The sequence below is a fragment of the Cupriavidus sp. FW305-46 genome (assembly GCF_058787075.1).
Map to the genome: position 1 here is coordinate 1 of NZ_JBYSZI010000045.1, position 22,577 is coordinate 22,577.

Sequence of the window (22,577 nt, forward strand, 5' to 3'; positions counted from 1 at the left end):
GCCCCAGCGCCCGTGGCGGCCCCGATCCCCGTGCCGGCGCCCGCACCGGCCGAAGCGCTCGAGCTGGTCCCGCCGCCCGCCCAGACTGCTGAAGCGAAGCTGGGCTGGATGCATCGGCTGCGTACCGGGCTGTCCAAGACCAGCCGCAACATCGGCACGCTGTTCGTCGGCGTCAAGGTCGACGAGGCCCTGTTCGAAGAACTGGAAACCGCGCTGCTGATGGCCGATGCCGGCGTGGAAGCCACCGAGTACCTGCTGGGCGAGTTGCGCAAGCGCGTCAAGGCCGAGCGCATCGAGACCGCCGAAGGCGTCAAGGCGGCGCTGCGCGAGCTGCTGACGCAGCTGCTGCGCCCGCTGGAAAAAACCATGGCGCTGGGCCGCGAGCAGCCGCTGGTGATGATGATCGCGGGCGTCAACGGCGCCGGCAAGACCACCAGCATCGGCAAGCTGTGCAAGCACTTCCAGCGCTATGACCAGAAGGTGCTGCTGGCCGCCGGCGATACCTTCCGCGCCGCCGCGCGCGAGCAACTGACGATCTGGGGCGAACGCAACAACGTCACCGTGGTGGCGCAGGAAAGCGGCGACCCGGCGGCGGTGATCTTCGACGCCGTCAATGCGGCCAAGGCGCGCGGCATCGACATCGTCATGGCCGACACCGCCGGCCGCCTGCCGACGCAGCTGCACCTGATGGAAGAGCTCAGGAAGGTCAAGCGCGTGATCAGCAAGGCCATGTCGAGCGCGCCGCACGAGGTGCTGCTGGTGATCGACGCCAATACCGGCCAGAACGCCCTGCAGCAAACCCGCGCCTTCGACGACGCGCTGGGCCTGACCGGCCTGATCGTGACCAAGCTCGACGGCACCGCCAAGGGCGGCATCCTGGCGGCGATCGCGCGCCAGCGCCCGGTGCCGGTTTATTTCATTGGCGTGGGCGAGAAGGTGGAGGACCTGCAGCCGTTCAAGGCGGATGAGTTCGCCGAAGCGCTGCTGGGGTAAGGCCCGGCAACCCGTGCAAAGCAAAAACGCCCCGGCAGTGCCGGGGCGTTTTGCCTTGCAGGCCTGCGAACGCTTATTCCGCGTCAGGCTGCGCCTTCGGCTCCGCCTTCTGGAAAGCAGGCAGCTCCATGCAGGTTTCATAGATCCTGGCGATCGCCGGGTAGCGGGCCAGGTCGATATTGAAGCGCTGCGCGTTGAATACCTGCGGCACCAGGCAGATATCGGCCAGCGTGGGCGTATCGCCAAAGCAGAAGCGCCCGGCCTTGCCGCCGCGCTCCAGGTTGGCCTGCAGCGACGCAAAGCCCAGCTCGATCCAGTGGTGGTACCACGCGTCCTTGACCTCGTCGGTCACGCCCACGGTGTGCTTCAGGTACTTCAGCACGCGCAGGTTGTTCAGCGGGTGGATCTCGCACGCGATCTCCTGGGCCAGTCCGCGCACATAGGCGCGGTCCAGCGCCGTGCCGGGCAGCAGCTTCGGCTCGGGATGGACCTCGTCCAGGTATTCGACGATGGCCAGCGATTGCTGCAGCACGTGCTCGCCGTCGGCGAGCGCCGGCACCAGGCCGTCGGGATTCACGGCGCGAAACTCCGGCTTGAGCTGCTGGCCGCCTTCCTTCAGCAGGTGCACCGGCACATAGTCATACGACAGCCCCTTGAGTTCCAGCGCAATGCGCACGCGGAATGAGGCCGAACTGCGGAAATAGCTGTAAAGCTTTAGCATCGGATCAGACTACCTTGATGGTGAGATCGCCCACGCCGCCGACGTGGCACTGCATGACATCGCCCTTGACCACCGGGCCCACGCCTTCGGGCGTGCCGCTGAAGATCAGGTCGCCCGGCTGCAGCTCGAACAGCTTCGACAGGTACGACACCATCTCCGGCACCGACCAGATCAGGTCGGACAGGTCGCCGCGCTGCCTCTCCACGCCGTTGACCGCCAGCGTCACCGCGCCCTTCTCCGGATGGCCGATGGCCGAGACCGGCACGATCGGGCCGATCGGCGCGGACTGGTCGAAGGCCTTGCCGGTCTCCCAGGGGCGGCCGGTCTTCTTCGATTCGTTCTGCAGGTCGCGGCGGGTCATGTCCAGGCCCACGGCGTAGCCGAACACGTGGCCGGCTGCCTGGTCGACCGGGATGTCCCGTCCGCCCTTGCCGATCGCCACCACCAGCTCCACTTCATAGTGGCAGTTGCTGGTGCCCGGCGGGTACGGGAAGGCACCTTCGGTGCCGTCGGCGACGTAGCTGACCGCGTCGGACGGCTTGCAGAAGAAGAACGGCGGCTCGCGGTCGGGGTCCGAGCCCATTTCACGGGCGTGGGCAGCATAGTTGCGGCCGACGCAGTACACGCGCCGGACCGGGAAACTAGCATTGCTGCCGCGCACCGGCACGCCAACGGGCGCGGCCGGGGCGAACACGAATTCGGTCATGCATCTCTCCAGATTGTTCTGATCGGTGCTGCGGCGCGGGTGGGCAGGATTGCAGGATGCAGCCATGCGCGGCGTCGCCAGCAGACGCCCCGGCGCAGCAGGGCAACAGGATACACCGCGAGAGTTGGCTCTGCGTACGACCGCATACAATGAATCCAGGCATCCTCGCAGCGCCAGCGCACCGGACTGGCGCAGGTACCGGATACTTGCCCGGCGCGAATCTTGCATGGCGCACTGCAACAGAGCCTAGCCATGACACGACGCCACCCGCCCCCATCGCCCACCGCTGCTGCACCTGCCCCGCCCACTGCCGGCGGCCGGGTGTTGCGGATCCTGCTCGTGCGCGACCCGCATGACGCCGACCCGCTGAACGTCGAAACCATCCGCGGCGGGCTGGTCAGCGCGGGCTTTACCGAGATCCAGATCGTCGACGCCGACCTGCGCCTGCCGGATGTGATCACGGCCACCCAGCCCGACATGCTGATCATCGCGTCCGAATCCGCCGCGCGCGACACCATCGAGCATGTCTGCGTCTCGACCCAGCATGCGCCACGTCCGATCGTGCTGTTCACCGACAACGACGACAGCCAGCGCATCAAGGCAGCGCTGACGGCGGGGATCACCGCCTATATCGTCGACGGCCTGCGCGCCGAGCGCGTCAAGACCGTGCTCGACGTGGCCTACGCGCGCTTCGAACTGGACCAGCAGCTGCGCGCCGAGCTCGATGCCACCCGGCTCAAGCTGGCCGAGCGCAAAGTGGTCGAGCGCGCCAAGGGGCTGCTGATGCAGGCGCGCGGCCTCAGCGAGGACGAGGCCTACAAGCGCCTGCGCAGCATGGCGATGGAGCGCGGCCTGAAGCTGGTGGACGCGGCCCAGCGCGTGATCGACGTGATGGGCTGAGCCGCTCCCGCCTGCCAGCCGTGGTGCGCTGCCGCACGCGACTGGTGCAATGCACGCTCCTGGCGCTGCCGCGCTGCTCCACCTCCCTCCTATGCTCCCCCGAATGTGGCGGCGGCCAGCGCGCGCGCACCGCATCCGATCATTACCTCCCGATCCGTCACAAATCCGCCCTCGAATGCTGCACTGCACAGGCTGGCACACGCCTTGCGTTATGCAGGTATCGGCCAACGGCGGCCGACCAACAATTTCGGCGGACACGGCCAACGCGGGCTGCGTCACGCCACGGACAACGGCGTCCCTGCGCCGCACCGGTCTTCTGGCGAAGCCGGTCGCGGAGGGGACGCCTTTTTTCTTGGAGCCATGCAATGCCCTCTCGCCTCAGGATTGCCAAGCCGCTGCACGCAGCCGTCCACGTTCCCGACGCGGCTGCCGACGCCGTGCCGGCCAGCAGCGGCCGCCGCCGCGCGCTGGCCACCATCGCCGGCGCCAGCGTGATGACGCTGGTCGATCCGCTGGTGCGCGCCGGTGCGTGGGCAGCGGGCTCGGACGCGCCCGAGAAGGCCGACGTGCGCATCGGCTTTATCCCGCTGACCGACTGCGCCTCGGTGGTGATGGCCGCCACGCTCGGGCTGGACAAGAAATACGGCATCAAGATCACGCCGACCAAGGAAGCCTCATGGGCCGGCGTGCGCGACAAGCTGGTCAACGGCGAGCTGGACGCGGCGCACGTGCTGTACGGCCTGATCTACGGCGTGCAGCTGGGCATCGGCGGCCCGAAGAAGGACATGGCCGTGCTGATGAACCTGAACCACAACGGCCAGGCCATCACGCTGTCGTCCAAGCTCGCCGAGAAAGGCGTCAAGGACGGCGCCAGCCTGAAGGCGCTGATGATGAAGGAGAAGCGCGACTACACCTTCGCCCAGACCTTCCCCACCGGCACGCACGCGATGTGGCTGTACTACTGGCTGGCGGCCAACGGCATCAACCCGATGCAGGACGCCAAGGCCATCACGGTGCCGCCGCCGCAGATGGTGGCCAATATGCGCGTGGGCAATATGGATGGCTTCTGCGTGGGCGAGCCCTGGGGCGCGCGCGCCATCGCCGACAAGATCGGCTTCACCGCAGAGACCACGCAGGCCATCTGGAAGAGCCACCCCGAGAAGACCCTGGGCACCACCGCGGAGTTCGTGCAGAAATACCCCAACACCGCGCGCGCGATGGTGGCCGCGGTGCTGGAGGCATCGAAGTTCATCGATGCGTCGACCTCCAACCGCCGCAAGACCGCCGAGACCATTGCCGCCAAGTCCTACGTCAACACCGACATGGACATCATCCTGGACCGCATGCTGGGCCGCTACACCAACGGCCTGGGCAAGACCTGGGACGACCCCGACGCGATGAAGTTCTACCAGGACGGCAGCGCCAACTACCCGTACCTGTCAGACGGCATGTGGTTCCTGACCCAGCACAAGCGCTGGGGCCTGCTGAAGGAACATCCGGACTATCTCGCCGTGGCCAGGCAGGTCAACCGCATCGACGTCTACAAGCAGGCCGCCGCCGCCGCGCAGGTGCCGCTGCCCAAGAGCGACATGCGCAGCGCCAAGCTGATCGACGGCGTGGTCTGGGACGGCAAGGACCCCAAGGCCTACGGCGACGGTTTCAAGATCAAGGCCTGACGCAAGCCTTCCCCCACTGATCCGCAGTGCCCCTGACGAAAGGAGCCAGACGTGAATGCCATAGCCCACCCCACGCCCGATGGTGCAACCGTAGCCGCCAGCGCCGACCCCGACACCAAGGAGCGGGCGCGCCGGCGCGAGCAGGAAATCGCCGCGCAGGCACGGCGCTCGCAACGCCGCGAGGCGGTCGCCGCGCTGGTGCTCAAGGCCGTGCCACCGGCACTGGGCTTTGCCCTGTTCGTGCTGGCCTGGCACGGCATCGCCACGATGATCCCGGCCATCCCCACGCCGCAGGCCACATGGAACGCCGCGGTGCCGCTGTTTGCCGACCCGTTCTACCGCAACGGGCCCAATGACCAGGGCATCGGCTGGAACGTGCTGGCATCGCTGGCGCGCGTCGCGGCGGGCTTCGGCCTGGCCGCGCTGGTCGGCATCCCGGCCGGCTTCCTGATCGGGCGCTTCGCCTTCCTGAACGCGATGACCGCGCCGGTGATCAGCCTGCTGCGGCCGGTCTCGCCGCTGGCGTGGCTGCCGATCGGCCTGCTGCTGTTCAAGGCCGCCAACCCGGCCGCGATCTGGGCGATCTTCATCTGCTCGATCTGGCCGATGGTGATCAACACCGCGGTCGGCGTCACGCGCGTGCCGCAGGACTACCTGAACGTGGCGCGCGTGCTGGACCTGTCGGAATGGAAGGTGTTCACGCGGGTGCTGTTCCCCGCGGTGCTGCCCTACATGTTGACCGGCGTGCGGCTGTCGATCGGCACCGCGTGGCTGGTGATCGTCGCGGCCGAGATGCTGACCGGCGGCACCGGCATCGGCTTCTGGCTGTGGGACGAATGGAACAACCTGAAGGTCGAGCACATCGTGATCGCGATCTTCGTGATCGGCATCATCGGGCTGCTGCTGGAGCACGCGCTGCTGGCGCTGGCCCGGCGCTTCAGCTACGGCACCAACTGACACGCGGGGAGAATCGCCATGGACAAGTTCGTCAGCATCGAAAACGTCGGCCAGACCTTCAAGACCCGCAAGGGCCCGTTCGTCGCCCTGCGCGATATCAACCTGCATATCGCCGAGGGCGAGTTCATCACGCTGATCGGCCATTCAGGCTGTGGCAAGTCCACGCTGCTGAACCTGGTCGCGGGACTGGCCACGCCCACCACCGGCGCGCTGATCTGCGCCGGGCGCGAGATCGCCGGGCCGGGGCCGGAGCGCGCGGTGGTGTTCCAGAACCATTCGCTGCTGCCGTGGCTGACGTGCTTCGAGAACGTCTACCTGGGCGTGGAGCGCGTCTTCGCCGCCAGCGAGAGCAAGCCGCAGCTCAAGGCGCGCACGCACGACACGCTGGCGCTGGTGGGCCTGACGCACGCCGAGAACAAGTACCCGCATGAGATCTCCGGCGGCATGAAGCAGCGCGTGGGCATTGCCCGCGCGCTGGCGATGGCGCCCAAGGTGCTGCTGATGGACGAGCCCTTCGGCGCGCTCGATGCGCTCACGCGCGCGCACCTGCAGGACGAGCTGATCAAGATCGTGGCGCGCACCCGCAGCACCGTGGTGATGGTGACCCACGATGTCGACGAGGCCGTGCTGCTGGCCGACCGCATCGTCATGATGACCAACGGTCCGGCCGCGACCATCGGCGAGATCCTGAAGGTGGAGCTGCCGCGTCCGCGCGACCGCGTCGCGCTGGCCGACGACAAGGGCTACCACGCCTGCCGCACCGCGGTGCTGGACTTCCTCTACCGCAAGCAGCGCAACCCGGCGCTGCAGGAAGCCGCGTAGTGCCCGCCGGCCGCGTGCGGGTGGGCGGCCCTATGTGGCACAGGCGGCGATGGGCGCGGCGGCCTGGCTCCGCTATCATGAACCCAGAACAGACTACCCCCACGCCGCCATGACCACGCCAGCCACGTCCTTCCCTGCTGCCCGCTATATCAAGGAGATCGGCCGCGGCGTCAACGGCGCGCGGGCGCTGCCGCGCGAAGACGCGCAGGCCCTGTTCGACGCCATGCTGGCCGGGCGCGTCTCGGACCTGGAGCTTGGCGCCATCCTGATGGCCTACCGCATCAAGGGCGAGGCCCCGCACGAGCTGGCCGGCATGCTGGAAGCCGCCCATGCGCACTGCCAGCCGCTGCCGGCGCCGCCTGACCGGCAGGTGGTGGTGATCCCCAGCTACAACGGCGCGCGCAAGCAACCCAACCTGGTGCCGCTGCTGGCGCTGCTGCTGGCGCGCGAAGATGTCCCCGTGCTGGTGCACGGCACGCGCCTGTTCAATGGCCGCGTGACCAGCATGACGCTGTTCGAGGCGCTGGGCGTGCCCTTGTGCGCGACTACCGGCGAGGCCTCGGCACGGCTGCGCGAGGGCAGCGACCTCGGGCCGCTGGCGGTGCTGCCGGTGGATGTGCTGTCGCCCGGGCTGTCGCAGCTGCTGGAGCGGCGCACCGTGATCGGCCTGCGCAATTCGGCGCACACGGTGGCCAAGATGCTGCAGCCGGTGGGCGAGCATTCGCCCGCGGAAGGGTTGCGCCTGTACAGCTACACCCACCCCGAATACCGCGAGACGCTGACCGACTACTTCTCGCATGAACCCGCCAACGTGCTGCTGGCACGCGGCACCGAGGGCGAAGTGGTGGCCGATGCGCGCCGCACCAGCCGCATCGACTGGCTGCACGAGGGGCACCAGCAGACGCTGGTCGATCCGGCCGTGGGTTCGCTGGCCGAAGTGCCTGAACTGCCGCCCGGCAGCGACGCCGGCCAGACCGTGGCCTGGATCCGGCGCGTGCTGGACGGCGCGGCGCCGGTGCCGGCGCCGATCGCGATCCAGGTCGAGGCTATCCGCGAATGCCTGCGGCAAGGCACCCGCGTGACCTGGGCCAGCCCGGTCTGAGCCAGCCCCGGGACCGCTGTCAGGGCTTGCGCGGGGGCAGCGGGATGCGCTCGGTCTCGCCCGGCACGTGCGGGAACTGGTCGTCCTCCCAGCGCTGGGCGGCGGCCTCGATCGCCACCTTGCTGCTGGCAACGAAATTCCAGTAGATAAAACGGTGCCCGTCGGTCGGGTCACCGCCCAGCAGCATTACGCGCGACGGTGTCGTGGCCGTCAGCGTTGCGGGCTGGCCCGGCGTGAGCACCACCATATGCTCGGCCGGCAGCGGCTCGCCGTCGAGCGCCACCGCGCCATCCACCGGATAGATGCCCCGCTCGGCATGATCGGCCGGGATCTCCACGCTCGCGCCCGCATCCAGCTCGATCGCCACATACAGGGTGCGGCTGAAGATCTTGACCGGAGAGACCTGGCCAAAGGCATCGCCCGCAATCACCACCATGCGCACGCCCGGCCGCTCGATCCGTGGCAGCGTGGCGGCTGGATGGTGGAAAAACGACGGCTCGGCACCCTCATGCTCCTGCGGCAGTGCCACCCAGGTCTGGATGCCGTGCAGGCGGGCCCCGGCGGGGCGCACATGCTCGGGCGAGCGCTCCGAGTGCACGATGCCGTGCCCGGCGGTCATCCAGTTGACATCGCCCGGGCGGATCGCCTGGTCGCTGCCCAGGCTGTCTCGGTGGATGATCTCGCCCTCGAACAGATAAGTGACCGTGGCCAGCCCGATATGTGGATGCGGGCGCACGTCGGCTCCGCCGCCCGGCGGCAGTTGCACCGGCCCCATATGGTCGAAGAAGATAAACGGCCCGACAGTCTGGGCGGCGGCGGCGGGCAACAGCCGGCGCACGGTAAAATCGCCCAGGTCGCGCACATGCGGCTTGAGCAAGTGTTCGATAGCAGACATAACTCCTCCGGTGGAATGAGAGAGGCTTGCAAGGATGCCAGCGCGCCGCAGCTTGGTCGAGTGTAGCCGCTGCTGCAACAAATCATTGCAGCAGCGGGCAGAACCGCCGTGCCCCGCACCGCTCTAACATCCAGTGCGCCGAACCGTGGGTATCGTTCCCGCCGCTCGAAGTGGCAAGTAGCTATGCCAGCAGCAAGAGCAATCGAGAGGAACTATCACGACCATCGGGGCTCCAATTAGCACTCACCCGGCCTGAGTGCTAATATGTGTTGCAGTGCCACCGCCCCAACAGGCGCGGCATCCCGGCAACCGAACCGCCGGATGCGAAAGGAGCCATTGAGTGAACGCAGTCTTGTCTGCCGACCAAACCCTGAATAACCGTCTGCCGACGGCACCCCGGAGCATGGGCAGCTTCGCGCTGACCTTCCCGGCCACCGTTGGCAACCTCGACAGCTATATCCAGGCTGTCCACCGGATTCCGCTGTTGACCGCGGAGGAAGAGCAGCGCCTGGCGCGCGAGCTCCGCGACCACGATTCCGTTGATGCTGCCCGCCAGATGGTGATGTCCCACCTGCGTCTGGTGGTGTCGATCGCCCGCCAGTACCTGGGCTATGGCCTGCCCCACGCCGACCTGATCCAGGAAGGCAATATCGGCCTGATGAAGGCGGTCAAGCGCTTCGACCCCGACCAGGGCGTGCGCCTGGTGTCGTACGCGATGCACTGGATCAAGGCCGAGATCCACGAATACGTGCTGAAGAACTGGCGCATGGTCAAGGTGGCCACCACCAAGGCCCAGCGCAAGCTGTTCTTCAACCTGCGCAGCCACAAGCAGGGCGCGCACACGTTCACGCCGGAGCAGGTCGAGGCCGTGGCGCGCGAGCTGAACGTCAAGCCCGAAGAAGTGATGGAGATGGAGACCCGCCTGTCGGGCGGCGACCTGGCGCTGGAAGGCCAGATCGACGACGGCGAAGAGGAATTCGCCCCCATCGCCTACCTGGCGGACAACCACAACGAGCCCACCCGCGTGCTGGAAGCCAAGCGCCACGACCGCATGCAGGTCGAGGGCCTGGAAGAAGCGCTGGGCAAGCTGGACGAACGCAGCCGCCGCATCATCGAGGCGCGCTGGCTGCACGTCGAGGACGATGGCTCGGGCGGGTCCACGCTGCATGAGCTGGCTGACGAGTTCGGCGTCTCGGCCGAGCGCATCCGCCAGATCGAGGCCGCGGCCATGAAGAAGATGAAGGGGGCGCTGCAGGCGTTCGCCTGATCCGCACCCCCAGCCATGCAAAAGGCCGGTCCACTGGACCGGCCTTTTTGTTGCCCGCGAGAGGGTGAGTGCGACCTTATGCCGCACCCCTTCCCTCCCTTTCACGTCACGACAGCAGCTGTTTCAGGTCGTGCGCGATCGGATCCGGACCCTGGCCGTGGCGGATGAACAGCCGCAGCTTGCCGTCCGGGTCGAACACATAGCTGCCCGCGGAGTGGTCAACCGTGTAGTTGGTCGGGGAGCTGCCCGGCACCTTGGCGTAGAACACCTTGAAGTCCTTGGTCAACTTCTGCAGTGCGGCTTCGTCGGCCGGGCGCAGCCCCAGGAAGCGCGCATCGAAGGCCGGCACGTACTGGGCCAGCAGCGCCTGCGTGTCGCGTTCCGGGTCGACCGTGACGAACAGCACCTGCACGCGGTCGGCGTCGGGGCCCAGTTTCTCCACCACCGCCTTCAGTTCGGCCATCGTCGTCGGGCACACGTCGGGACAGTGGGTGTAGCCGAAGAACATCACCACCGCCTTGCCCTTGAAGTCGGCGATGGTGCGCACCTTGCCGTGATGGTCGGTCAGCGAGAAGTCCTTGCCGAAGTCCGCCGCGCCGGTGATGTCGACATTGCGGAACGAGGCCTTCTGCTGCCCGCAGGCAGCCACGGCCAGCGCAAGCGCGGCCAGCAGGGAAAAGCGGCGGAAGGCGGCGAACAGGCCGGAGGCGGGGCTTAGGCGGGGCATGCGGCGGAGACCGGTCAGGGGTGGGAGGAAACAGCGGCAGCGGAGGGCGGCGACATCACGCAGTATCGCCGATCGTGCCGCCACGCTGCGCCGGCCGCGACAAGATGCCGCAGCCGGTCGGCCACAGGTCAGACCTGCGGCACGAACTTGAAGTAGTGGTCGACCAGCAGCGCGGCGAACAGCAGCGACAGGTACAGGATCGAGAAGCGGAAGGTGCGCTGCGCCAGCTCGTCTGAATAGTTGCGGTACATCTTCCAGGCGTAGGCCAGGAAACCCGCGCCCAGCGCCAGCGCGGCCGCCAGGTAGATATAGCCGCTCATGCCGTAGACAAAGGGCAGCAGCGTCGCGGCGATCATGATCAGCGTGTACAGCAGGATATGCAGCAGCGTGTAGCGCTCGCCGTGCGTGACCGGCAGCATCGGCAGGCCGGACTTGGCGTAGTCGGCGCGGCGGTACAGCGCCAGGGCCCAGAAGTGCGGCGGGGTCCAGGTGAAGATGATCAGCACCAGGAACCAGGCCTCGGCCGGCACCTCGCCCGCCACCGCGGCCCAGCCCAGCGCCGGCGGCATCGCCCCCGACAGCCCGCCGATCACGATGTTCTGCGGCGTGGCCGGCTTGAGCAGGATGGTGTAGACCACCGCGTAGCCGAGGAAGGTGGCAAAGGTCAGCCACATCGTCAGGTCGTTGGCGTAGACGTGCAGCAGCCACATGCCGGCGCCGCCCAGGATGGCGGAGAACACCAGGGTCTGCGGCGTGGTGATCTCGCCGGTGGCCGACGGGCGCCACGCGGTGCGGCGCATCAGCGCATCGATCTTCTGCTCGACCAGGCAATTGATGGCAAAGGCCGCACCGGCCAGCAGCCAGATGCCGGCGGCGCCGCCGATCAGCACGCGCCACGGCACCATGCCGGGCGTGGCGAGGAACATGCCGATGATGGCGCAGAACACGGCCAGCTGCGTCACGCGCGGCTTGGTCAGGGCGGCATATTGTCGGGCAAGGTGCCGTATCCGGCTCAACTTGCCCAGCGAATGGGGGTGGGTAGCGGTAACCACGGAAGGGGTCTTGTCTTTCATGTGGCGCGGGCGGCGTTCGGCACGGCAGCGGGCACGCCGGCGGCCCGCATGGTGAGCCCTGCGAGCCCTGTATTGTAGTGGAGGCGGACCAGCAGCAGCAGGAGCAGCGCCGCGCCGCCGTTGTGCGCAACCGCGGCCACCAGCGGCCAGTCGAACACGATATTGGACATCCCGGTGGCCAGTTGCAGCACCAGCGTGGCCAGCAGCCAGCTGGCCGCGCGCGCGAGCCCTTCAAGTCTGCGCGCGCGCAGGCCAAGCCACGCCAGGTAGCCCAGCACGACAAAGGCAAAGCCGCGGTGCACCCAGTGGATCGCCACCAGCGCCGCGTGCGGGATGTAGTCGCCGTCGGCGGTCATGCCAAGCTGGCGCCACAGCGTGAAGCCGTGGCGGAAATCCATCTCGGGCACCAGCTGGCCGTTGCACAGCGGGAAGTCGGTGCAGGCCAGCACCGCGTAGTTGGTGCTGACCCAGCCCCCCAGGAAGATCTGGATCACCAGCAGCAGCAGGCCGATGCGCACCGGCCAGCGCAGCCGCGCGGCCTGCGCCGCGACCGGGTGCGGTGGATCGTTGCGCGAACCCAGCTGGATCAGCACGGCCAGCAGAGCCATGCCCAGCATCAGGTGCGTGACCACGATGATCGGCTGCAGCTTCAGGGTCACGGTGAAAGCGCCGAACGCACCCTGCACGCACACCAGCAGCAGCACCCCGGTGGCGAACCACGGCGACTGCTTCAGCTCGCGCCGCTTGACCCACGCCAGCACCATCAGCGTGATGATCAGCACCCCGACCGCCATGGCGAAGTAGCGGTGGATCATCTCGATCCACGCCTTGGCCAGCGTCACCGGGCCGCTGGGCAGCGCGGTCTCGGCCGCGCGGATCGGCTCCATCGCGGCGTGCGGGTTGGAGTGCCCGTAGCAGCCGGGCCAGTCGGGGCAGCCCAGGCCGGAGTCGGTCAGGCGCGTGAAGCTGCCGAACATGATCAGGTCCAGCGTCAGGAACGCCGTGATCCAGGCGAGCTTGCGGTACTTGTTGCGGTCCCCCTTCACCAGCACGTAGGACAGCGGGAACAACGCGATCAGGATGCCGATGATGGCCAGTTGCAGCAGCATGCCGTCCCCTTTTAGCCGATGCGCGAGACCTTGAGCAGCTTCTTCAGGTCGCCGCTCATCTTCTTGGGGTCCGGGTCCTGCGGGAAACGCATCATCAGGTTGCCCAGCGGGTCGACCAGGAACAGGGTGTCCTCGGCGCGCTTGCCGGGTTCGGCCGGCAGCCACTGATGCGCGGCCTGGCGGTCGATGCGCAGGAAGCGCACACCCGCGTAGGGCTCGTTGTAGGCGGCGTTCAGGCGCTCGTCGATCTTGCCGTCGTCGGTCACCAGCCACACCGGCACGATGCGTTCGCGGTCCTGGCCCTGCCCCGCGCGGATCTGGCGGATGGTGAAGAGCTTCTTCGCGCAGGCCTCGTCGCAGGCGGACGGATCGGTGGTCACCAGCAGCCACTTGCCGCGGAACTGCTCCAGCGGCACGGCCCGGCCCTGCTCGTCGGTGACGCGCACCGGCGGCATCGGCCGCTGCGGGTCGACCAGCGCGCCGTAGTTGGTGGCGCCGCCACGCGGCTTGATGACGTAATAGGTGAAGTAAGAGGCGATCACCGGCGACGCGCACACCAGCAACAGCATCAGCATCTGCAGGCGGCCGCGGCGCGTGCGCGCATCGATGCGGGTATCCGGCGGCGAGGCCGCGGCGGCCGGGGCGGAGTCTTGCTGTGCCATGGAGTACGTCTGTCCTTTGTCTTCGGCGAGCGCATGCGCCCGGTTCATTCGAGTTACGGTGCTGCCACCCGGCGCGCGCGGCGCCAGCCCAGCACGACCACCAGCACCACCGTCAGCGCGGCCAGCCCGAACCACTGGAAGGCATAGCCGTAGTGCCGCTCCGCGCCCAGGTCGGCCGGGGCCCAGTCGCGCGCCAGGCCATCGCCGCTGTCGCTGCGCTGCTCCAGCACCAGCGGGTGCAGCGCCAGGCCGGTTTCGGCCGCATAGGCAGCGAGGTCCAGGTTCTGGCGGATCTTGCTGCCGGCGGCGTCCTGGCCCAGGCTATAGACCCGCGGCACGGCCGCCAGTGCCGTGCCTTCGATCGTCACCTCGCCCTCGGGCGTGGGGAACGGCGCAATCCGGGTGCGGTCCTGGGCGTCGCGCGGCAACCAGCCGCGCAGCACCAGCACCGCCTGCATGGCGCCGGCGGCACCTGCGGGCGCCGGCGAGGCGGCTGAAATCCGTAGCGGCGTCAGCACCAGGAAGCCGGCGCGGCTATCCCCGGGGCTGCTGCCATTGCCGTGGGGGCGATTATCCAGCAATACGGTGCGGGCTGTGTCAAAGCGCCCGGTCACGCGGACCGTGCGGTCGGTCACAACTTGCGGCAGCGGGGCCGTGCCCAGCACCACCGGCGGCTGCGCCGACAGCGCCTGCAGCCGCGCCGCGCGCGCCTCCTTGTCGTGCGCGCGGTTGAGCTGCCAGTTGCCCAGCGCGCAGGTCACGGCGATCACCACCAGCGCAGCGGCCAGCGGCAGCGGGCTGAACCAGCGGCGCACCGTCATCGCCAGGCGGGACCGCTACGCGGGCCGGTGCGATAATGGGCTTTTCCGTCGCTCCTGGCCCCGACCTGCCCCGCCATGCGCTTTGTCATCATCGTTGCCTTCATCCTGATCATCGCCAGCCTGGCCTCCGCCCTGTTCTTCATGATGCGCGACCGCGGCACGACCCCCAACATGATGCGCTCGCTGATGCTGCGCGTCGGCTTCTCGGTGGCGCTGTTCCTGTTCATCCTGTTCGCGAACTGGATGGGCTGGATCCACAGCACGGGCATCCGCATGGCGCCCTGAACGCCAGCAAGCGGGCACCAGGCTCGCAAAAGACAAACGCCGCAGGCTGGACCACCTCCTGCGGCGTTTCTCTTTTGCGTTGGCGCCGGCGGCCTCCGGGAGACGCGCCGGCGGGTACGGCAGCCGGATTTACAGCCAGTACACCACGACGTAGAGGAACAGCCACACCACGTCAACAAAGTGCCAGTACCAGGCAGCGCCTTCGAATGCAAAGTGGTGGTCAGGCGTGAAGTGGCCCTTCAGCACGCGGACCAGCACCACGGCCAGCATGATCGCGCCCATGGTCACGTGGAAGCCGTGGAAGCCGGTCAGCAGGAAGAAGGTCGAGCCGTAGATGCCCGAGGTCAGCTTCAGGTTCAGTTCCGAGTAGGCGTGCATGTACTCGTACACCTGGAAGCACATGAAGACCGCGCCCAGCAGGATGGTCAGCGACAGGCCCTGGATCAGCTGGTTGCGCTTGCCGGCCAGCAGCGCGTGGTGCGCCCAGGTCAGCGTCAGGCCGGACATCAGCAGCAGCGCGGTGTTGATGGTCGGGATCGGCCACGGACCCATGGTCTGGAAATTTTCCACCACGCCGGCCGGGCCGGTGTTGGGCCACACCGCGGCAAAGTCGGGCCACAGGATCTTGTTGTTCAGGTCGCCCAGCCAGGGCATGGCGATGGTGCGGGCATAGAACAGCGCGCCGAAGAAGGCCGCGAAGAACATCACCTCCGAGAAGATGAACCAGCCCATCGACCAGCGGAACGACAGGTCGATGTTCTTGCCGTACATGCCACCTTCGGACTCGCTGATGGCGTCGCCAAACCAGCTCTTGAGCACGAACAGGAACCACAGCAGGCCGAAGCCGCACAGGTACGGCGCCCAGGGCTGCCCGTTTACCCAACCGGCAGCTCCCGCGCCCGTCATCAGCAGGCCGAAGCTTGCCGTGATCGGGTGGCGCGACGGGCCCGGTACGAAGTAGTACGGAGCGTTTGCGCGATTCGCACTCATTCTTTTATCTCCAGCTCAGAGTCTTTGATTCAGTATTCGTGATCCGCGCTTTGGCACTGCGGGCCGTCCCCTCCTCCGGGCCAGCCCCGCCGCCGCGGTTGCTTTGTTCTGCGACTGCTTTTGTTGTCTACCCTTCCTGCCCTGCTATCCCGCTGCCTGCCCCACCACGGTGCGCACGATGAGCACCAGCACCGCGATGAAGATGGCCGCCGCGATCACGCCGGCGATCACCACATGCACCGGGTTCAGCCGGGCCATGTCGCGCTCGTGCTCGGCGCCTTTGCGCAGGCCGATGAACGACCACAACACCGCGCGCATGGTCTGCCCGAACGACATCTTGCGCTTGACCGCGTCCTTCATCTCATCCATCGCCCGTCCTCCTCAGCCCCGGCATGCACCGCGGCCGCCTCAGATGCCCTTGCCGGCCGGTGCCGGCTGCGGCGCCAGCTGGCCCTCGGGCGCCTGCGCCACCGGCGCACCCACCTCGAAGAAGGTGTACGACAGCGTAATATTCTTCACATCCTTGGGCAGCGCGGGATCGATCACGAACACCACCGGCATCTCGCGCGCCTCTTTCGCCTTGAGCGTCTGCTGCTTGAAGCAGAAGCACTCCAGCTTCATGAAATACTGGGTCGCCTGCTTGGGCGCGTAGCTCGGGATCGCCTGCGCCGAGATATCGCGCGGCTGCCCGTTGGCCACCTCGTAGACGATCGTCGCCATCTCGCCCGGATGCACTTCCATGCTGTTCTTCACCGGCCGGAAGGCGAAGGGCCCGCGCGCGTTGGAGTCGAACTCCACCGTGACGGTGCGGCTCTTGTCGACCTGCGTGTTCTTCACCGCGCCGTGCAGCTCGCGCGTGGTGATCACGTTGATGCCGGTGATCTCGCAGATCTTCTTGTACAGCGGCACCAGCGCATAGCCGAAGCCGAACATCACGGCCACGATCACGACCAGGCGCAGCATCATGCCGCGGTTGAACCGCTTATCCGCTTCTTTGCCAGCCTGCTGGTCGATGCTCATCTCGCTACCCTGCCGCCTCAGCCAAGAAACATCATCTTGGCGAAGAACCCCAGAAAGAAAACCACCACGATCGACAGCAGGATCAGGCCAAGGCGCCGGTTGGCGGCCTTCTGGTCCGGGCGTGATGGGCTTTTGTCTGGAGACTGCATAGCTGCTTCTGTTGCTTGCCGGCGCGGGAGGCGACGCTGCCGCCTCCCGCTGCCTGATTACGCTGGCCGCGCCTTAGCGGACCTGCGGGGGAACTTCAAAGGTGTGGAACGGCGCCGGCGACGGCACGGTCCACTCCAGGCCCTCGGCGCCATCCCAGGGCTTGTCGGCGGCCTTCTCGCCACCGCGGTACGACGGCAGCACCACGAAGAAGAAGAAGTACACCTGCATCAGGCCGAAGCCCAGCGCACCGATCGACGCGATCGCATTGAAGTCAGCGAACTGGGTCGGGTAGTCTGCATAGCGACGCGGCATGCCGGCCAGTCCCAGGAAGTGCATCGGGAAGAAGGTCACGTTGAAGAAGATGATCGAACCCCAGAAGTGGATCTGGCCGCGGGTTTCGTTGTACATGAAACCGCTCCACTTCGGACCCCAGTAGTAGAAGCCCGCGAACAGCGCGAACAGCGAGCCGGCCACCAGCACATAGTGGAAGTGCGCCACGATGAAGTAGGTGTCCTGCAACTGGATGTCGATCGGGGCCACGGCCGGCATCAGGCCGGTAAAGCCGCCGATGGTGAACACGAAGATGAAGCCGATCGAGAACAGCATCGGGGTCTCGAAGGTCATCGAGCCGCGCCACATGGTGGCGATCCAGTTGAAGATCTTCACGGCGGTGGGCACCGCGATCAGCATGGTCGCGTACATGAAGAACAGCTGGCCGGTCACCGGCATGCCGGTCGTGAACATGTGGTGGGCCCACACGATGAACGACAGGATGGCGATCGAGGCGGTGGCGTACACCATCGAGCTGTAGCCGAACAGGCGCTTGCGGGCAAACGCCGGCACCACCTGCGAGACGATCCCGAACGCCGGCAGGATCATGATGTACACCTCGGGGTGGCCGAAGAACCAGAAGATGTGCTGGTACATCACCGGGTCGCCGCCGCCGGCGGCCGAGAAGAAGCTCGTGCCGAAGTGGCGGTCGGTCAGCACCATGGTAATGGCGCCGGCCAGCACGGGCATCACGGCGATCAGCAGGTAGGCGGTGATCAGCCAGGTCCAGCAGAACATCGGCATCTTCATCAGCGTCATGCCCGGGGCGCGCATGTTGAGGATGGTCACGATGATGTTGATCGAGCCCATGATCGACGACGCACCCATGATGTGCATGGCGAAGATGGCCATGTCCATGCCCGGGCCCATCTGCACCGACAGCGGCGCGTACAGGGTCCAGCCGGCGGCGGTGGCGCCGCCCGGGACCAGGAACGAACCGGCCAGCAGCAGCGCGGCCGGCGGCATCAGCCAGAAGCTGAAGTTGTTCATGCGCGCGAACGCCATGTCGGACGCGCCGATCTGCAGCGGGATCATCCAGTTGGCGAAGCCGACGAAGGCCGGCATGATCGCGCCGAACACCATCACCAGGCCGTGCATGGTGGTGAACTGGTTGAACAGCTCGGGGCGGAAGAACTGCAGGCCCGGCTCGAACAGCTCCAGGCGGATCAGCAGTGCCAGCAAGCCGCCCGACAGCAGCATGATGAACGAGAACAGCAGGTACAGCGTACCGATGTCCTTGTGGTTGGTCGCGAACAGCCAGCGGCGCCAGCCATGCGGGTGGTCGTGCGCGTGGTCGTCATGCGCATGATCGTGCGGATGGGCGAGCGCGTCCGGGGTAGCAGTACTCATCGCAAATGCTCCTCTAATCCTGTTCTGTCTTCAGCGGGTCAGCCCGCGACGCGGTTGCCCGCGAGGCTGGCCTGCTTGTCAGCCTTGTCGGCCGGCGTGGCTTCGGCCTTCGGCGCCGCGCCGCCTGCCGCGCCGCCGCCCTCGGGGAACTTGCCCGCACGGGCACCCACGAAGTCGCTCGGCTGGACCACTTCACCCGTCTTGTTGCTCCAGGCGTTGCGCGTGTAGGTCATGACCGCGGCCAGCTCGGTGTCCGAGAGCTGCTTCCACGACGGCATGGCACCCTTGCCTTCCATCATGATGTGCATCTGGCCGGCCTTGGGGCCATTGACCAGCTTGGAGCCGTCCAGCGCCGGGAAGGCGCCGCCGCCCTTGCCGTTGGGCTGGTGGCAGACCGCGCAGTTGGCGGCGTAGACCTTCTCGCCACGCACCTTCGACTCGTCCAGCGTCCAGGTCTTGTTGGGATCGTCGGCCTTGGCCGCCAGCTCCTTCTTCTTGCCGTCGACCCACTTGGTGTAGTCGGCGTCCGAAACCACGCGCACCACGATCGGCATGAAGGCGTGTTCCTTGCCGCACAGCTCGGCGCACTGGCCGCGGTACACGCCGATCTTCTCGGCCTTGAACCAGGTGTCGCGCACGAAGCCGGGGATCGCATCCTGCTTGACGCCGAAGGCCGGGATCATCCAGGCGTGGATCACGTCGTTGGCGGTGGTGACGATGCGGATCTTCTTGTTGACCGGCACGACCAGCTCGTTGTCCACCTCCATCAGGTAGGTGTTCGACTTGGGCTGCTCGTTGTTGATCTGCTCGCGCGGGGTGGTCAGGGTCGACACGAAGGAGATGCCTTCGCCTTCGCCCTTCAGGTAGTCATAGCCCCACTTCCACTGGTAGCCGGTGGCCTTGATGGTGATGTCGGAGTTGGTGGTGTCCTTCATCGCCACCACGGTCTTGGTCGCCGGCAGGGCCATCGCGATCACGATGATGAACGGGACGATGGTCCAGATCACTTCGACCGTGATGCTCTCGTGGAAGGCAGCCGGCTTGGCACCTTTGGCCTTGCGGTGCTTGAAGACGGAATAAAACATCACGCTGAATACCGCGATGAAGATCACCGTGCACATGATCAACATCATCCAGTTCAGCCAGTGAATCTGTTCGGCGATCTTGGTTACCGGCTCGGTCAGGTTGAGCTGGCGCACGGCGGGGCCGCCCGGCATGTCGCTGACCGCGGACGCCGCCTGGCTGGCAAGCAGGGACGCGCCGGCCAGACAAACTGCGGATGCCTTCTTCCACATTTTCATTTGTTATCTACCCAATTTACAGATTCAAATCTGTCCCCGCCGCCGCCACCGCCGCCTCTCAGAGGCGGCGCAAGGCCGCTGCGAGCTCCTGCGCGAACTTGCGTCGCCGGTACGGGTCCACGTAACACCCCACCTGTACCTCACGTCCGCCCGAGCGCAGCGTCACCAGCGCGCGGAACGATTCACCCAGTTCGACCCGCACCCAGCGCGGGTTGAATTCCTGGCGCGTCACCTTTGTGCCGCTGGCTGTCTCCACGACCAGCATGCCGTCGGTAATGCTGACGCGCTCATAGTCTGTCGCATGGCGCGCATACACCAGCAGCGCAATCCCCAGCCCGATCAGCTCGATGCTGGCAAACGGCAGCACGAGCCAGGACCCTTGCCACGCGAAAAACAACGCGATGGCAAGCGAAACCGTGAGGATCGAGAGGTAAAACCAGCCGACCTGGCGTGGACTCAGCGAGCAATTCCGCTTCATCAGCCAGTCGTGGGGCGCGGGGGGAGGTCCGTCGAGATTTCCGCCGGAGTCACCACCTGCCGTCTGGAATGCGATACCCAAGTCTTGCATCGCCAACCACTCTGCATCGGATGCACACCCGGGACGATGGCGTCCGGGCCGCACAGTGCAAGTGCAAAACCAGGACGTTCTTGTGCCAGGGGACCACTGCGACAAACTGGCGCATTATAGGGCGCTTCCCATACACGGACAAGGGCGCGCCTTGACCGGACGGCTTGCGCGCCGCTTGATTCTGTGCATAGGGAAGGGCCCCGCCATCGCCCTGCCCGCCGCGCCGGCGCTATGTTTGCGGCAATCCCGCACCGGCGCAAGTTAACTCTGTTTTAACTTGTCCGACGCGGCCTTGCACGGCCGATCTGGTCCAGCGGCACCACCGCGCGGCCCTGGTCGTCGAGCGCCTGGCCGCCACGCGGGGCCAGCTTCCAGGCGTGGCCGTAGACGATCTCGAAGGTCAGCGGGATCACGCCGTCGGCGTTGCGCCGGCGCTCCAGCGCCTGCGCCAGCGCCTGGTACCAGCCGCGGCCGCGCAGGCCCTGCGGCAGCGCCCCGGCCGGCCCGCGCAGGCCGCCGAAGGCCTGCACCTCGCGCAGCAGCGTGGCGGGGGACTCGTAGGTCACGGTCAGCGCCTCCATGTCCATCACCGGGGTGGACCAGCCGCTGTGCACCAGCATGTCGCCGATATCGTGCATGTCGACAAAGCGCAACGTATGGGGTGCCTGGTCGACTTCGGCAAAGGCCGCGCGCAGCTCCTTCAGGGTATCCGGGCCGAACAGCGAGAACAGCACCAGACCTTCGTCCCGCGCCACGCGGTGCCACTCCGGAAACACGCGGTGCGGCTCCGGATGCCAGTGCAGCGCCAGGTTGGACCACAGCAGGTCGAAGCTCGCGGGCGCAAAAGGCAGTGTGGCAAGATCGCCCTGGACCAGGTCAAAGAGCGGCCGCTTGCCCAGCATGCGGCCGATCCAGCCGGGCCGGCGCTGCGGGTCGCGCTGGCCGGCCTCGGCCAGCATCGCGCCGGAGATGTCCAGCCCGGCGATCTGCGCATCCGGGAAGCGCGCGCGCAGCCCGGCCAGGCCCTGGCCGTGGCCGCAGCCGATATCCAGCGCGCGCTGCGGCGCCAGGCGGATCACTTCCATGCGCTCCTGCATGCGGCGGCCGATCTCGCCCAGCAGGAAGTCCAGCTGGCCGAAGCCGCGGCTGCGCCGGTCGAAGGCTAGCCGGGTCAGGCGCGCGGGCGGCAGGAAGGCATCGGGGGAATCAGCGGCATGCAGGGACACGGGCAGACAGGGCAGCAAGAAAACCAGGAACCGGCGCGGGGACAGATACAGGATCAGGCCCGGACGCCGGATGAACGCGGCCGCCGCGCCCGATGGGCCGCGGCCGGACGGCAAGTATACGCGCGCGCCGCGCTGGCTGCCGGCGCCGCCGGCAAGGTGCTGGCCGGCGCCGGCGAACTGCTGCTGCCGAGCGCCTGCGCGCTGTGCGGCGCGGTGCAGCGGCAGGTGGTCTGCGCGCCCTGTGCCGCCGACTTGCTGCGCCCGGTGCGGCGCTGCCCCGCCTGCGCGCTGGCGCTGGGGCGCCACTTCCACTGCCCGGCCTGCGCGGCATCGCCCCCGGCCTACGACCAAGCCCACACGCTGGGCGACTACGCTTCGCCGCAGGACCAGCTGGTGCTGGCGCTCAAGTTCGGCCACGCCCTGCCGCTGGCGGGCTGGCTCGCGGCCAGGCTGGCCGCAGGACTGCAGGGGGCCTGGGCCCGACAGCCCGCGCCCGACCTGCTGGCGCCGATCCCGCTGTCGCCGCAGCGGCTGGCCGCGCGCGGCTTCAACCAGGCCTGGGAAATCGCGCGGCCGCTGGCGCGCCGCCTGGGACTGCGCGCCGACCCGGTGCTGCTGCAGCGCCAGCGCGACACCGGCAGCCAGAGTGCGCTGGACCTGGCCGCCCGTCAGGTGAACCTGCGCGGCGCCTTCAGGCTGGCGCGCGCCGCGCGGCTGGACGGCCTGCACGTGGCACTGGTGGACGATGTGATGACCTCCGGCGCCACCCTGCACGAAGCCGCCGGCGTGCTCAAAGCGCATGGCGCGGCCCGCGTCAGCGTGATCGTCGCGCTGCGCACGCCGTAGCTTTGGATGACAGTGGCCGGTGCGCGCGGTAAGCTGCGCACCGTTCTGACGAAAGGCGCCGCGCGCCCGCCATCCCCCGC

Annotated in this window: 25 protein-coding genes; 9 read left to right on the forward strand and 16 right to left on the reverse strand. The window is 67.5% G+C overall.

Going from position 1 to position 22,577, the window contains the following annotated elements:
- A partial coding sequence (ftsY, locus tag AC3WON_RS20995; RefSeq protein ID WP_492352672.1) for a signal recognition particle-docking protein FtsY occupies positions 1-993 on the forward strand: 993 nt, incomplete at its 5' end.
- A 73-nt stretch (positions 994-1,066) separates the two neighbouring features.
- On the opposite strand, the gene maiA is transcribed toward ftsY, so the two are convergent.
- Both maiA and AC3WON_RS21005 read right to left on the reverse strand, forming a co-directional pair.
- Positions 1,067-1,714: a maleylacetoacetate isomerase gene (maiA, locus tag AC3WON_RS21000; RefSeq protein WP_010814801.1), complete on the reverse strand. Its 648-nt coding sequence runs from the start codon at positions 1,712-1,714 to the stop codon at positions 1,067-1,069.
- Positions 1,715-1,718: 4 nt separating this feature from the next.
- Entirely contained in the window at positions 1,719-2,420 is a 702-nt protein-coding gene (locus AC3WON_RS21005; protein WP_492352673.1) for a fumarylacetoacetate hydrolase family protein, read from the reverse strand.
- Positions 2,421-2,672: 252 nt separating this feature from the next.
- Here AC3WON_RS21005 and AC3WON_RS21010 point away from each other — a divergent pair, with 252 nt between their 5' ends.
- The 5 genes from AC3WON_RS21010 (at position 2,673) to ybiB (ending at position 7,877) form a co-directional block, all read left to right on the forward strand.
- Positions 2,673-3,320 (forward strand): ANTAR domain-containing response regulator, encoded by a 648-nt coding sequence (locus AC3WON_RS21010; RefSeq protein ID WP_035822600.1) that lies wholly within the window; start codon positions 2,673-2,675, stop codon positions 3,318-3,320.
- 365 nt (positions 3,321-3,685) lie between these two features.
- Positions 3,686-4,996 carry a CmpA/NrtA family ABC transporter substrate-binding protein gene (locus tag AC3WON_RS21015; protein ID WP_492352674.1) on the forward strand — a complete coding sequence of 437 codons (1,311 nt, stop codon included), beginning with the start codon at positions 3,686-3,688 and terminating at the stop codon, positions 4,994-4,996.
- A gap of 51 nt (positions 4,997-5,047) precedes the next feature.
- On the forward strand, positions 5,048-5,953 hold the full coding sequence (gene ntrB, locus AC3WON_RS21020) for a nitrate ABC transporter permease (protein ID WP_492318945.1): 906 nt from the start codon (positions 5,048-5,050) through the stop codon (positions 5,951-5,953).
- An 18-nt stretch (positions 5,954-5,971) separates the two neighbouring features.
- Positions 5,972-6,775, forward strand: coding sequence for an ABC transporter ATP-binding protein (locus AC3WON_RS21025; RefSeq protein ID WP_492318944.1), 804 nt, complete (start codon positions 5,972-5,974; stop codon positions 6,773-6,775).
- A 109-nt stretch (positions 6,776-6,884) separates the two neighbouring features.
- Entirely contained in the window at positions 6,885-7,877 is a 993-nt protein-coding gene (gene ybiB / locus AC3WON_RS21030; RefSeq protein ID WP_492318943.1) for a DNA-binding protein YbiB, read from the forward strand.
- Between the two features lie 19 nt (positions 7,878-7,896).
- Here ybiB and AC3WON_RS21035 read toward each other — a convergent pair whose 3' ends face one another.
- On the reverse strand, positions 7,897-8,772 hold the full coding sequence (locus AC3WON_RS21035) for a pirin family protein (RefSeq protein ID WP_492318942.1): 876 nt from the start codon (positions 8,770-8,772) through the stop codon (positions 7,897-7,899).
- Positions 8,773-9,112: 340 nt separating this feature from the next.
- Here AC3WON_RS21035 and rpoH point away from each other — a divergent pair, with 340 nt between their 5' ends.
- Positions 9,113-10,039 carry an RNA polymerase sigma factor RpoH gene (rpoH, locus tag AC3WON_RS21040; RefSeq protein WP_492352675.1) on the forward strand — a complete coding sequence of 309 codons (927 nt, stop codon included), beginning with the start codon at positions 9,113-9,115 and terminating at the stop codon, positions 10,037-10,039.
- Between the two features lie 106 nt (positions 10,040-10,145).
- Here the strand turns inward: rpoH and AC3WON_RS21045 are convergent, their stop codons facing one another.
- The 5 genes from AC3WON_RS21045 to AC3WON_RS21065 form a co-directional block, all read right to left on the reverse strand.
- Positions 10,146-10,766: an SCO family protein gene (locus tag AC3WON_RS21045; RefSeq protein ID WP_492352676.1), complete on the reverse strand. Its 621-nt coding sequence runs from the start codon at positions 10,764-10,766 to the stop codon at positions 10,146-10,148.
- Between the two features lie 128 nt (positions 10,767-10,894).
- Positions 10,895-11,839 (reverse strand): heme o synthase, encoded by a 945-nt coding sequence (gene cyoE / locus AC3WON_RS21050; RefSeq protein WP_013955446.1) that lies wholly within the window; start codon positions 11,837-11,839, stop codon positions 10,895-10,897.
- Positions 11,836-12,948 (reverse strand): COX15/CtaA family protein, encoded by a 1,113-nt coding sequence (locus tag AC3WON_RS21055; protein ID WP_492352677.1) that lies wholly within the window; start codon positions 12,946-12,948, stop codon positions 11,836-11,838. The genes cyoE and AC3WON_RS21055 overlap by 4 nt, the downstream gene beginning before the upstream one ends.
- Positions 12,949-12,959: 11 nt before the next feature.
- A complete protein-coding gene (locus AC3WON_RS21060; RefSeq protein ID WP_492352678.1) occupies positions 12,960-13,610 on the reverse strand; it encodes an SCO family protein in 651 nt (216 codons plus the stop codon).
- 53 nt (positions 13,611-13,663) lie between these two features.
- Positions 13,664-14,431, reverse strand: coding sequence for an SURF1 family protein (locus AC3WON_RS21065; RefSeq protein ID WP_492318937.1), 768 nt, complete (start codon positions 14,429-14,431; stop codon positions 13,664-13,666).
- A gap of 75 nt (positions 14,432-14,506) precedes the next feature.
- Here AC3WON_RS21065 and AC3WON_RS21070 point away from each other — a divergent pair, with 75 nt between their 5' ends.
- Positions 14,507-14,716, forward strand: coding sequence for a twin transmembrane helix small protein (locus AC3WON_RS21070; protein WP_492318936.1), 210 nt, complete (start codon positions 14,507-14,509; stop codon positions 14,714-14,716).
- A gap of 129 nt (positions 14,717-14,845) precedes the next feature.
- Here the strand turns inward: AC3WON_RS21070 and AC3WON_RS21075 are convergent, their stop codons facing one another.
- From AC3WON_RS21075 to AC3WON_RS21110, 8 genes are all read right to left on the reverse strand, one after another.
- Complete coding sequence (locus AC3WON_RS21075) at positions 14,846-15,706, reverse strand: cytochrome c oxidase subunit 3 (protein ID WP_492318935.1); 861 nt, start codon at positions 15,704-15,706, stop codon at positions 14,846-14,848.
- A gap of 144 nt (positions 15,707-15,850) precedes the next feature.
- A complete protein-coding gene (locus AC3WON_RS21080) occupies positions 15,851-16,075 on the reverse strand; it encodes a DUF2970 domain-containing protein (RefSeq protein WP_010814817.1) in 225 nt (74 codons plus the stop codon).
- A gap of 39 nt (positions 16,076-16,114) precedes the next feature.
- Entirely contained in the window at positions 16,115-16,726 is a 612-nt protein-coding gene (locus AC3WON_RS21085) for a cytochrome c oxidase assembly protein (protein WP_492318934.1), read from the reverse strand.
- Between the two features lie 17 nt (positions 16,727-16,743).
- Entirely contained in the window at positions 16,744-16,875 is a 132-nt protein-coding gene (locus tag AC3WON_RS21090) for a cytochrome oxidase small assembly protein (RefSeq protein WP_010814819.1), read from the reverse strand.
- A 73-nt stretch (positions 16,876-16,948) separates the two neighbouring features.
- The gene (gene ctaD / locus AC3WON_RS21095) at positions 16,949-18,556 is read right to left on the reverse strand and encodes a cytochrome c oxidase subunit I (RefSeq protein WP_010814820.1); all 1,608 of its coding nucleotides are present in this window, start codon (positions 18,554-18,556) and stop codon (positions 16,949-16,951) included.
- Positions 18,557-18,594: 38 nt separating this feature from the next.
- Positions 18,595-19,857, reverse strand: coding sequence for a cytochrome c oxidase subunit II (coxB, locus tag AC3WON_RS21100; protein ID WP_492352679.1), 1,263 nt, complete (start codon positions 19,855-19,857; stop codon positions 18,595-18,597).
- Between the two features lie 58 nt (positions 19,858-19,915).
- Positions 19,916-20,425 (reverse strand): DUF2244 domain-containing protein, encoded by a 510-nt coding sequence (locus tag AC3WON_RS21105; RefSeq protein WP_492319069.1) that lies wholly within the window; start codon positions 20,423-20,425, stop codon positions 19,916-19,918.
- A 272-nt stretch (positions 20,426-20,697) separates the two neighbouring features.
- Positions 20,698-21,651: a methyltransferase domain-containing protein gene (locus AC3WON_RS21110; protein ID WP_492318932.1), complete on the reverse strand. Its 954-nt coding sequence runs from the start codon at positions 21,649-21,651 to the stop codon at positions 20,698-20,700.
- On the opposite strand from AC3WON_RS21110, the gene AC3WON_RS21115 reads away from it, so the two are divergent.
- The gene (locus tag AC3WON_RS21115; RefSeq protein WP_492352680.1) at positions 21,640-22,497 is read left to right on the forward strand and encodes a ComF family protein; all 858 of its coding nucleotides are present in this window, start codon (positions 21,640-21,642) and stop codon (positions 22,495-22,497) included. The two genes, AC3WON_RS21110 and AC3WON_RS21115, sit on opposite strands and share 12 nt — an antisense overlap.
- Positions 22,498-22,577: the final 80 nt, after the last annotated feature.

What these genes read in the sequence shown, in the direction of transcription:
- AC3WON_RS21025 (WP_492318944.1), top strand. Translation starts at nt 5,972, where the DNA reads ATGGACAAGTTCGTCAGCATCGAAAACGTCGGCCAGACCTTCAAGACC.
- ybiB (WP_492318943.1), top strand. Translation starts at nt 6,885, where the DNA reads ATGACCACGCCAGCCACGTCCTTCCCTGCTGCCCGCTATATCAAGGAG.
- AC3WON_RS21115 (WP_492352680.1), top strand. Translation starts at nt 21,640, where the DNA reads ATGCAGGGACACGGGCAGACAGGGCAGCAAGAAAACCAGGAACCGGCG.
- AC3WON_RS21010 (WP_035822600.1), top strand. Translation starts at nt 2,673, where the DNA reads ATGACACGACGCCACCCGCCCCCATCGCCCACCGCTGCTGCACCTGCC.
- AC3WON_RS21080 (WP_010814817.1), bottom strand. Translation starts at nt 16,075, where the DNA reads ATGGATGAGATGAAGGACGCGGTCAAGCGCAAGATGTCGTTCGGGCAG.
- coxB (WP_492352679.1), bottom strand. Translation starts at nt 19,857, where the DNA reads ATGAAAATGTGGAAGAAGGCATCCGCAGTTTGTCTGGCCGGCGCGTCC.
- AC3WON_RS21075 (WP_492318935.1), bottom strand. Translation starts at nt 15,706, where the DNA reads ATGAGTGCGAATCGCGCAAACGCTCCGTACTACTTCGTACCGGGCCCG.
- AC3WON_RS21065 (WP_492318937.1), bottom strand. Translation starts at nt 14,431, where the DNA reads ATGACGGTGCGCCGCTGGTTCAGCCCGCTGCCGCTGGCCGCTGCGCTG.
- AC3WON_RS21105 (WP_492319069.1), bottom strand. Translation starts at nt 20,425, where the DNA reads ATGCAAGACTTGGGTATCGCATTCCAGACGGCAGGTGGTGACTCCGGC.
- AC3WON_RS21005 (WP_492352673.1), bottom strand. Translation starts at nt 2,420, where the DNA reads ATGACCGAATTCGTGTTCGCCCCGGCCGCGCCCGTTGGCGTGCCGGTG.
- AC3WON_RS21035 (WP_492318942.1), bottom strand. Translation starts at nt 8,772, where the DNA reads ATGTCTGCTATCGAACACTTGCTCAAGCCGCATGTGCGCGACCTGGGC.
- AC3WON_RS21060 (WP_492352678.1), bottom strand. Translation starts at nt 13,610, where the DNA reads ATGGCACAGCAAGACTCCGCCCCGGCCGCCGCGGCCTCGCCGCCGGAT.
- AC3WON_RS21085 (WP_492318934.1), bottom strand. Translation starts at nt 16,726, where the DNA reads ATGAGCATCGACCAGCAGGCTGGCAAAGAAGCGGATAAGCGGTTCAAC.
- AC3WON_RS21055 (WP_492352677.1), bottom strand. Translation starts at nt 12,948, where the DNA reads ATGCTGCTGCAACTGGCCATCATCGGCATCCTGATCGCGTTGTTCCCG.
- AC3WON_RS21015 (WP_492352674.1), top strand. Translation starts at nt 3,686, where the DNA reads ATGCCCTCTCGCCTCAGGATTGCCAAGCCGCTGCACGCAGCCGTCCAC.
- ctaD (WP_010814820.1), bottom strand. Translation starts at nt 18,556, where the DNA reads ATGAGTACTGCTACCCCGGACGCGCTCGCCCATCCGCACGATCATGCG.
- AC3WON_RS21090 (WP_010814819.1), bottom strand. Translation starts at nt 16,875, where the DNA reads ATGCAGTCTCCAGACAAAAGCCCATCACGCCCGGACCAGAAGGCCGCC.
- AC3WON_RS21070 (WP_492318936.1), top strand. Translation starts at nt 14,507, where the DNA reads ATGCGCTTTGTCATCATCGTTGCCTTCATCCTGATCATCGCCAGCCTG.
- maiA (WP_010814801.1), bottom strand. Translation starts at nt 1,714, where the DNA reads ATGCTAAAGCTTTACAGCTATTTCCGCAGTTCGGCCTCATTCCGCGTG.
- cyoE (WP_013955446.1), bottom strand. Translation starts at nt 11,839, where the DNA reads ATGAAAGACAAGACCCCTTCCGTGGTTACCGCTACCCACCCCCATTCG.
- AC3WON_RS21045 (WP_492352676.1), bottom strand. Translation starts at nt 10,766, where the DNA reads ATGCCCCGCCTAAGCCCCGCCTCCGGCCTGTTCGCCGCCTTCCGCCGC.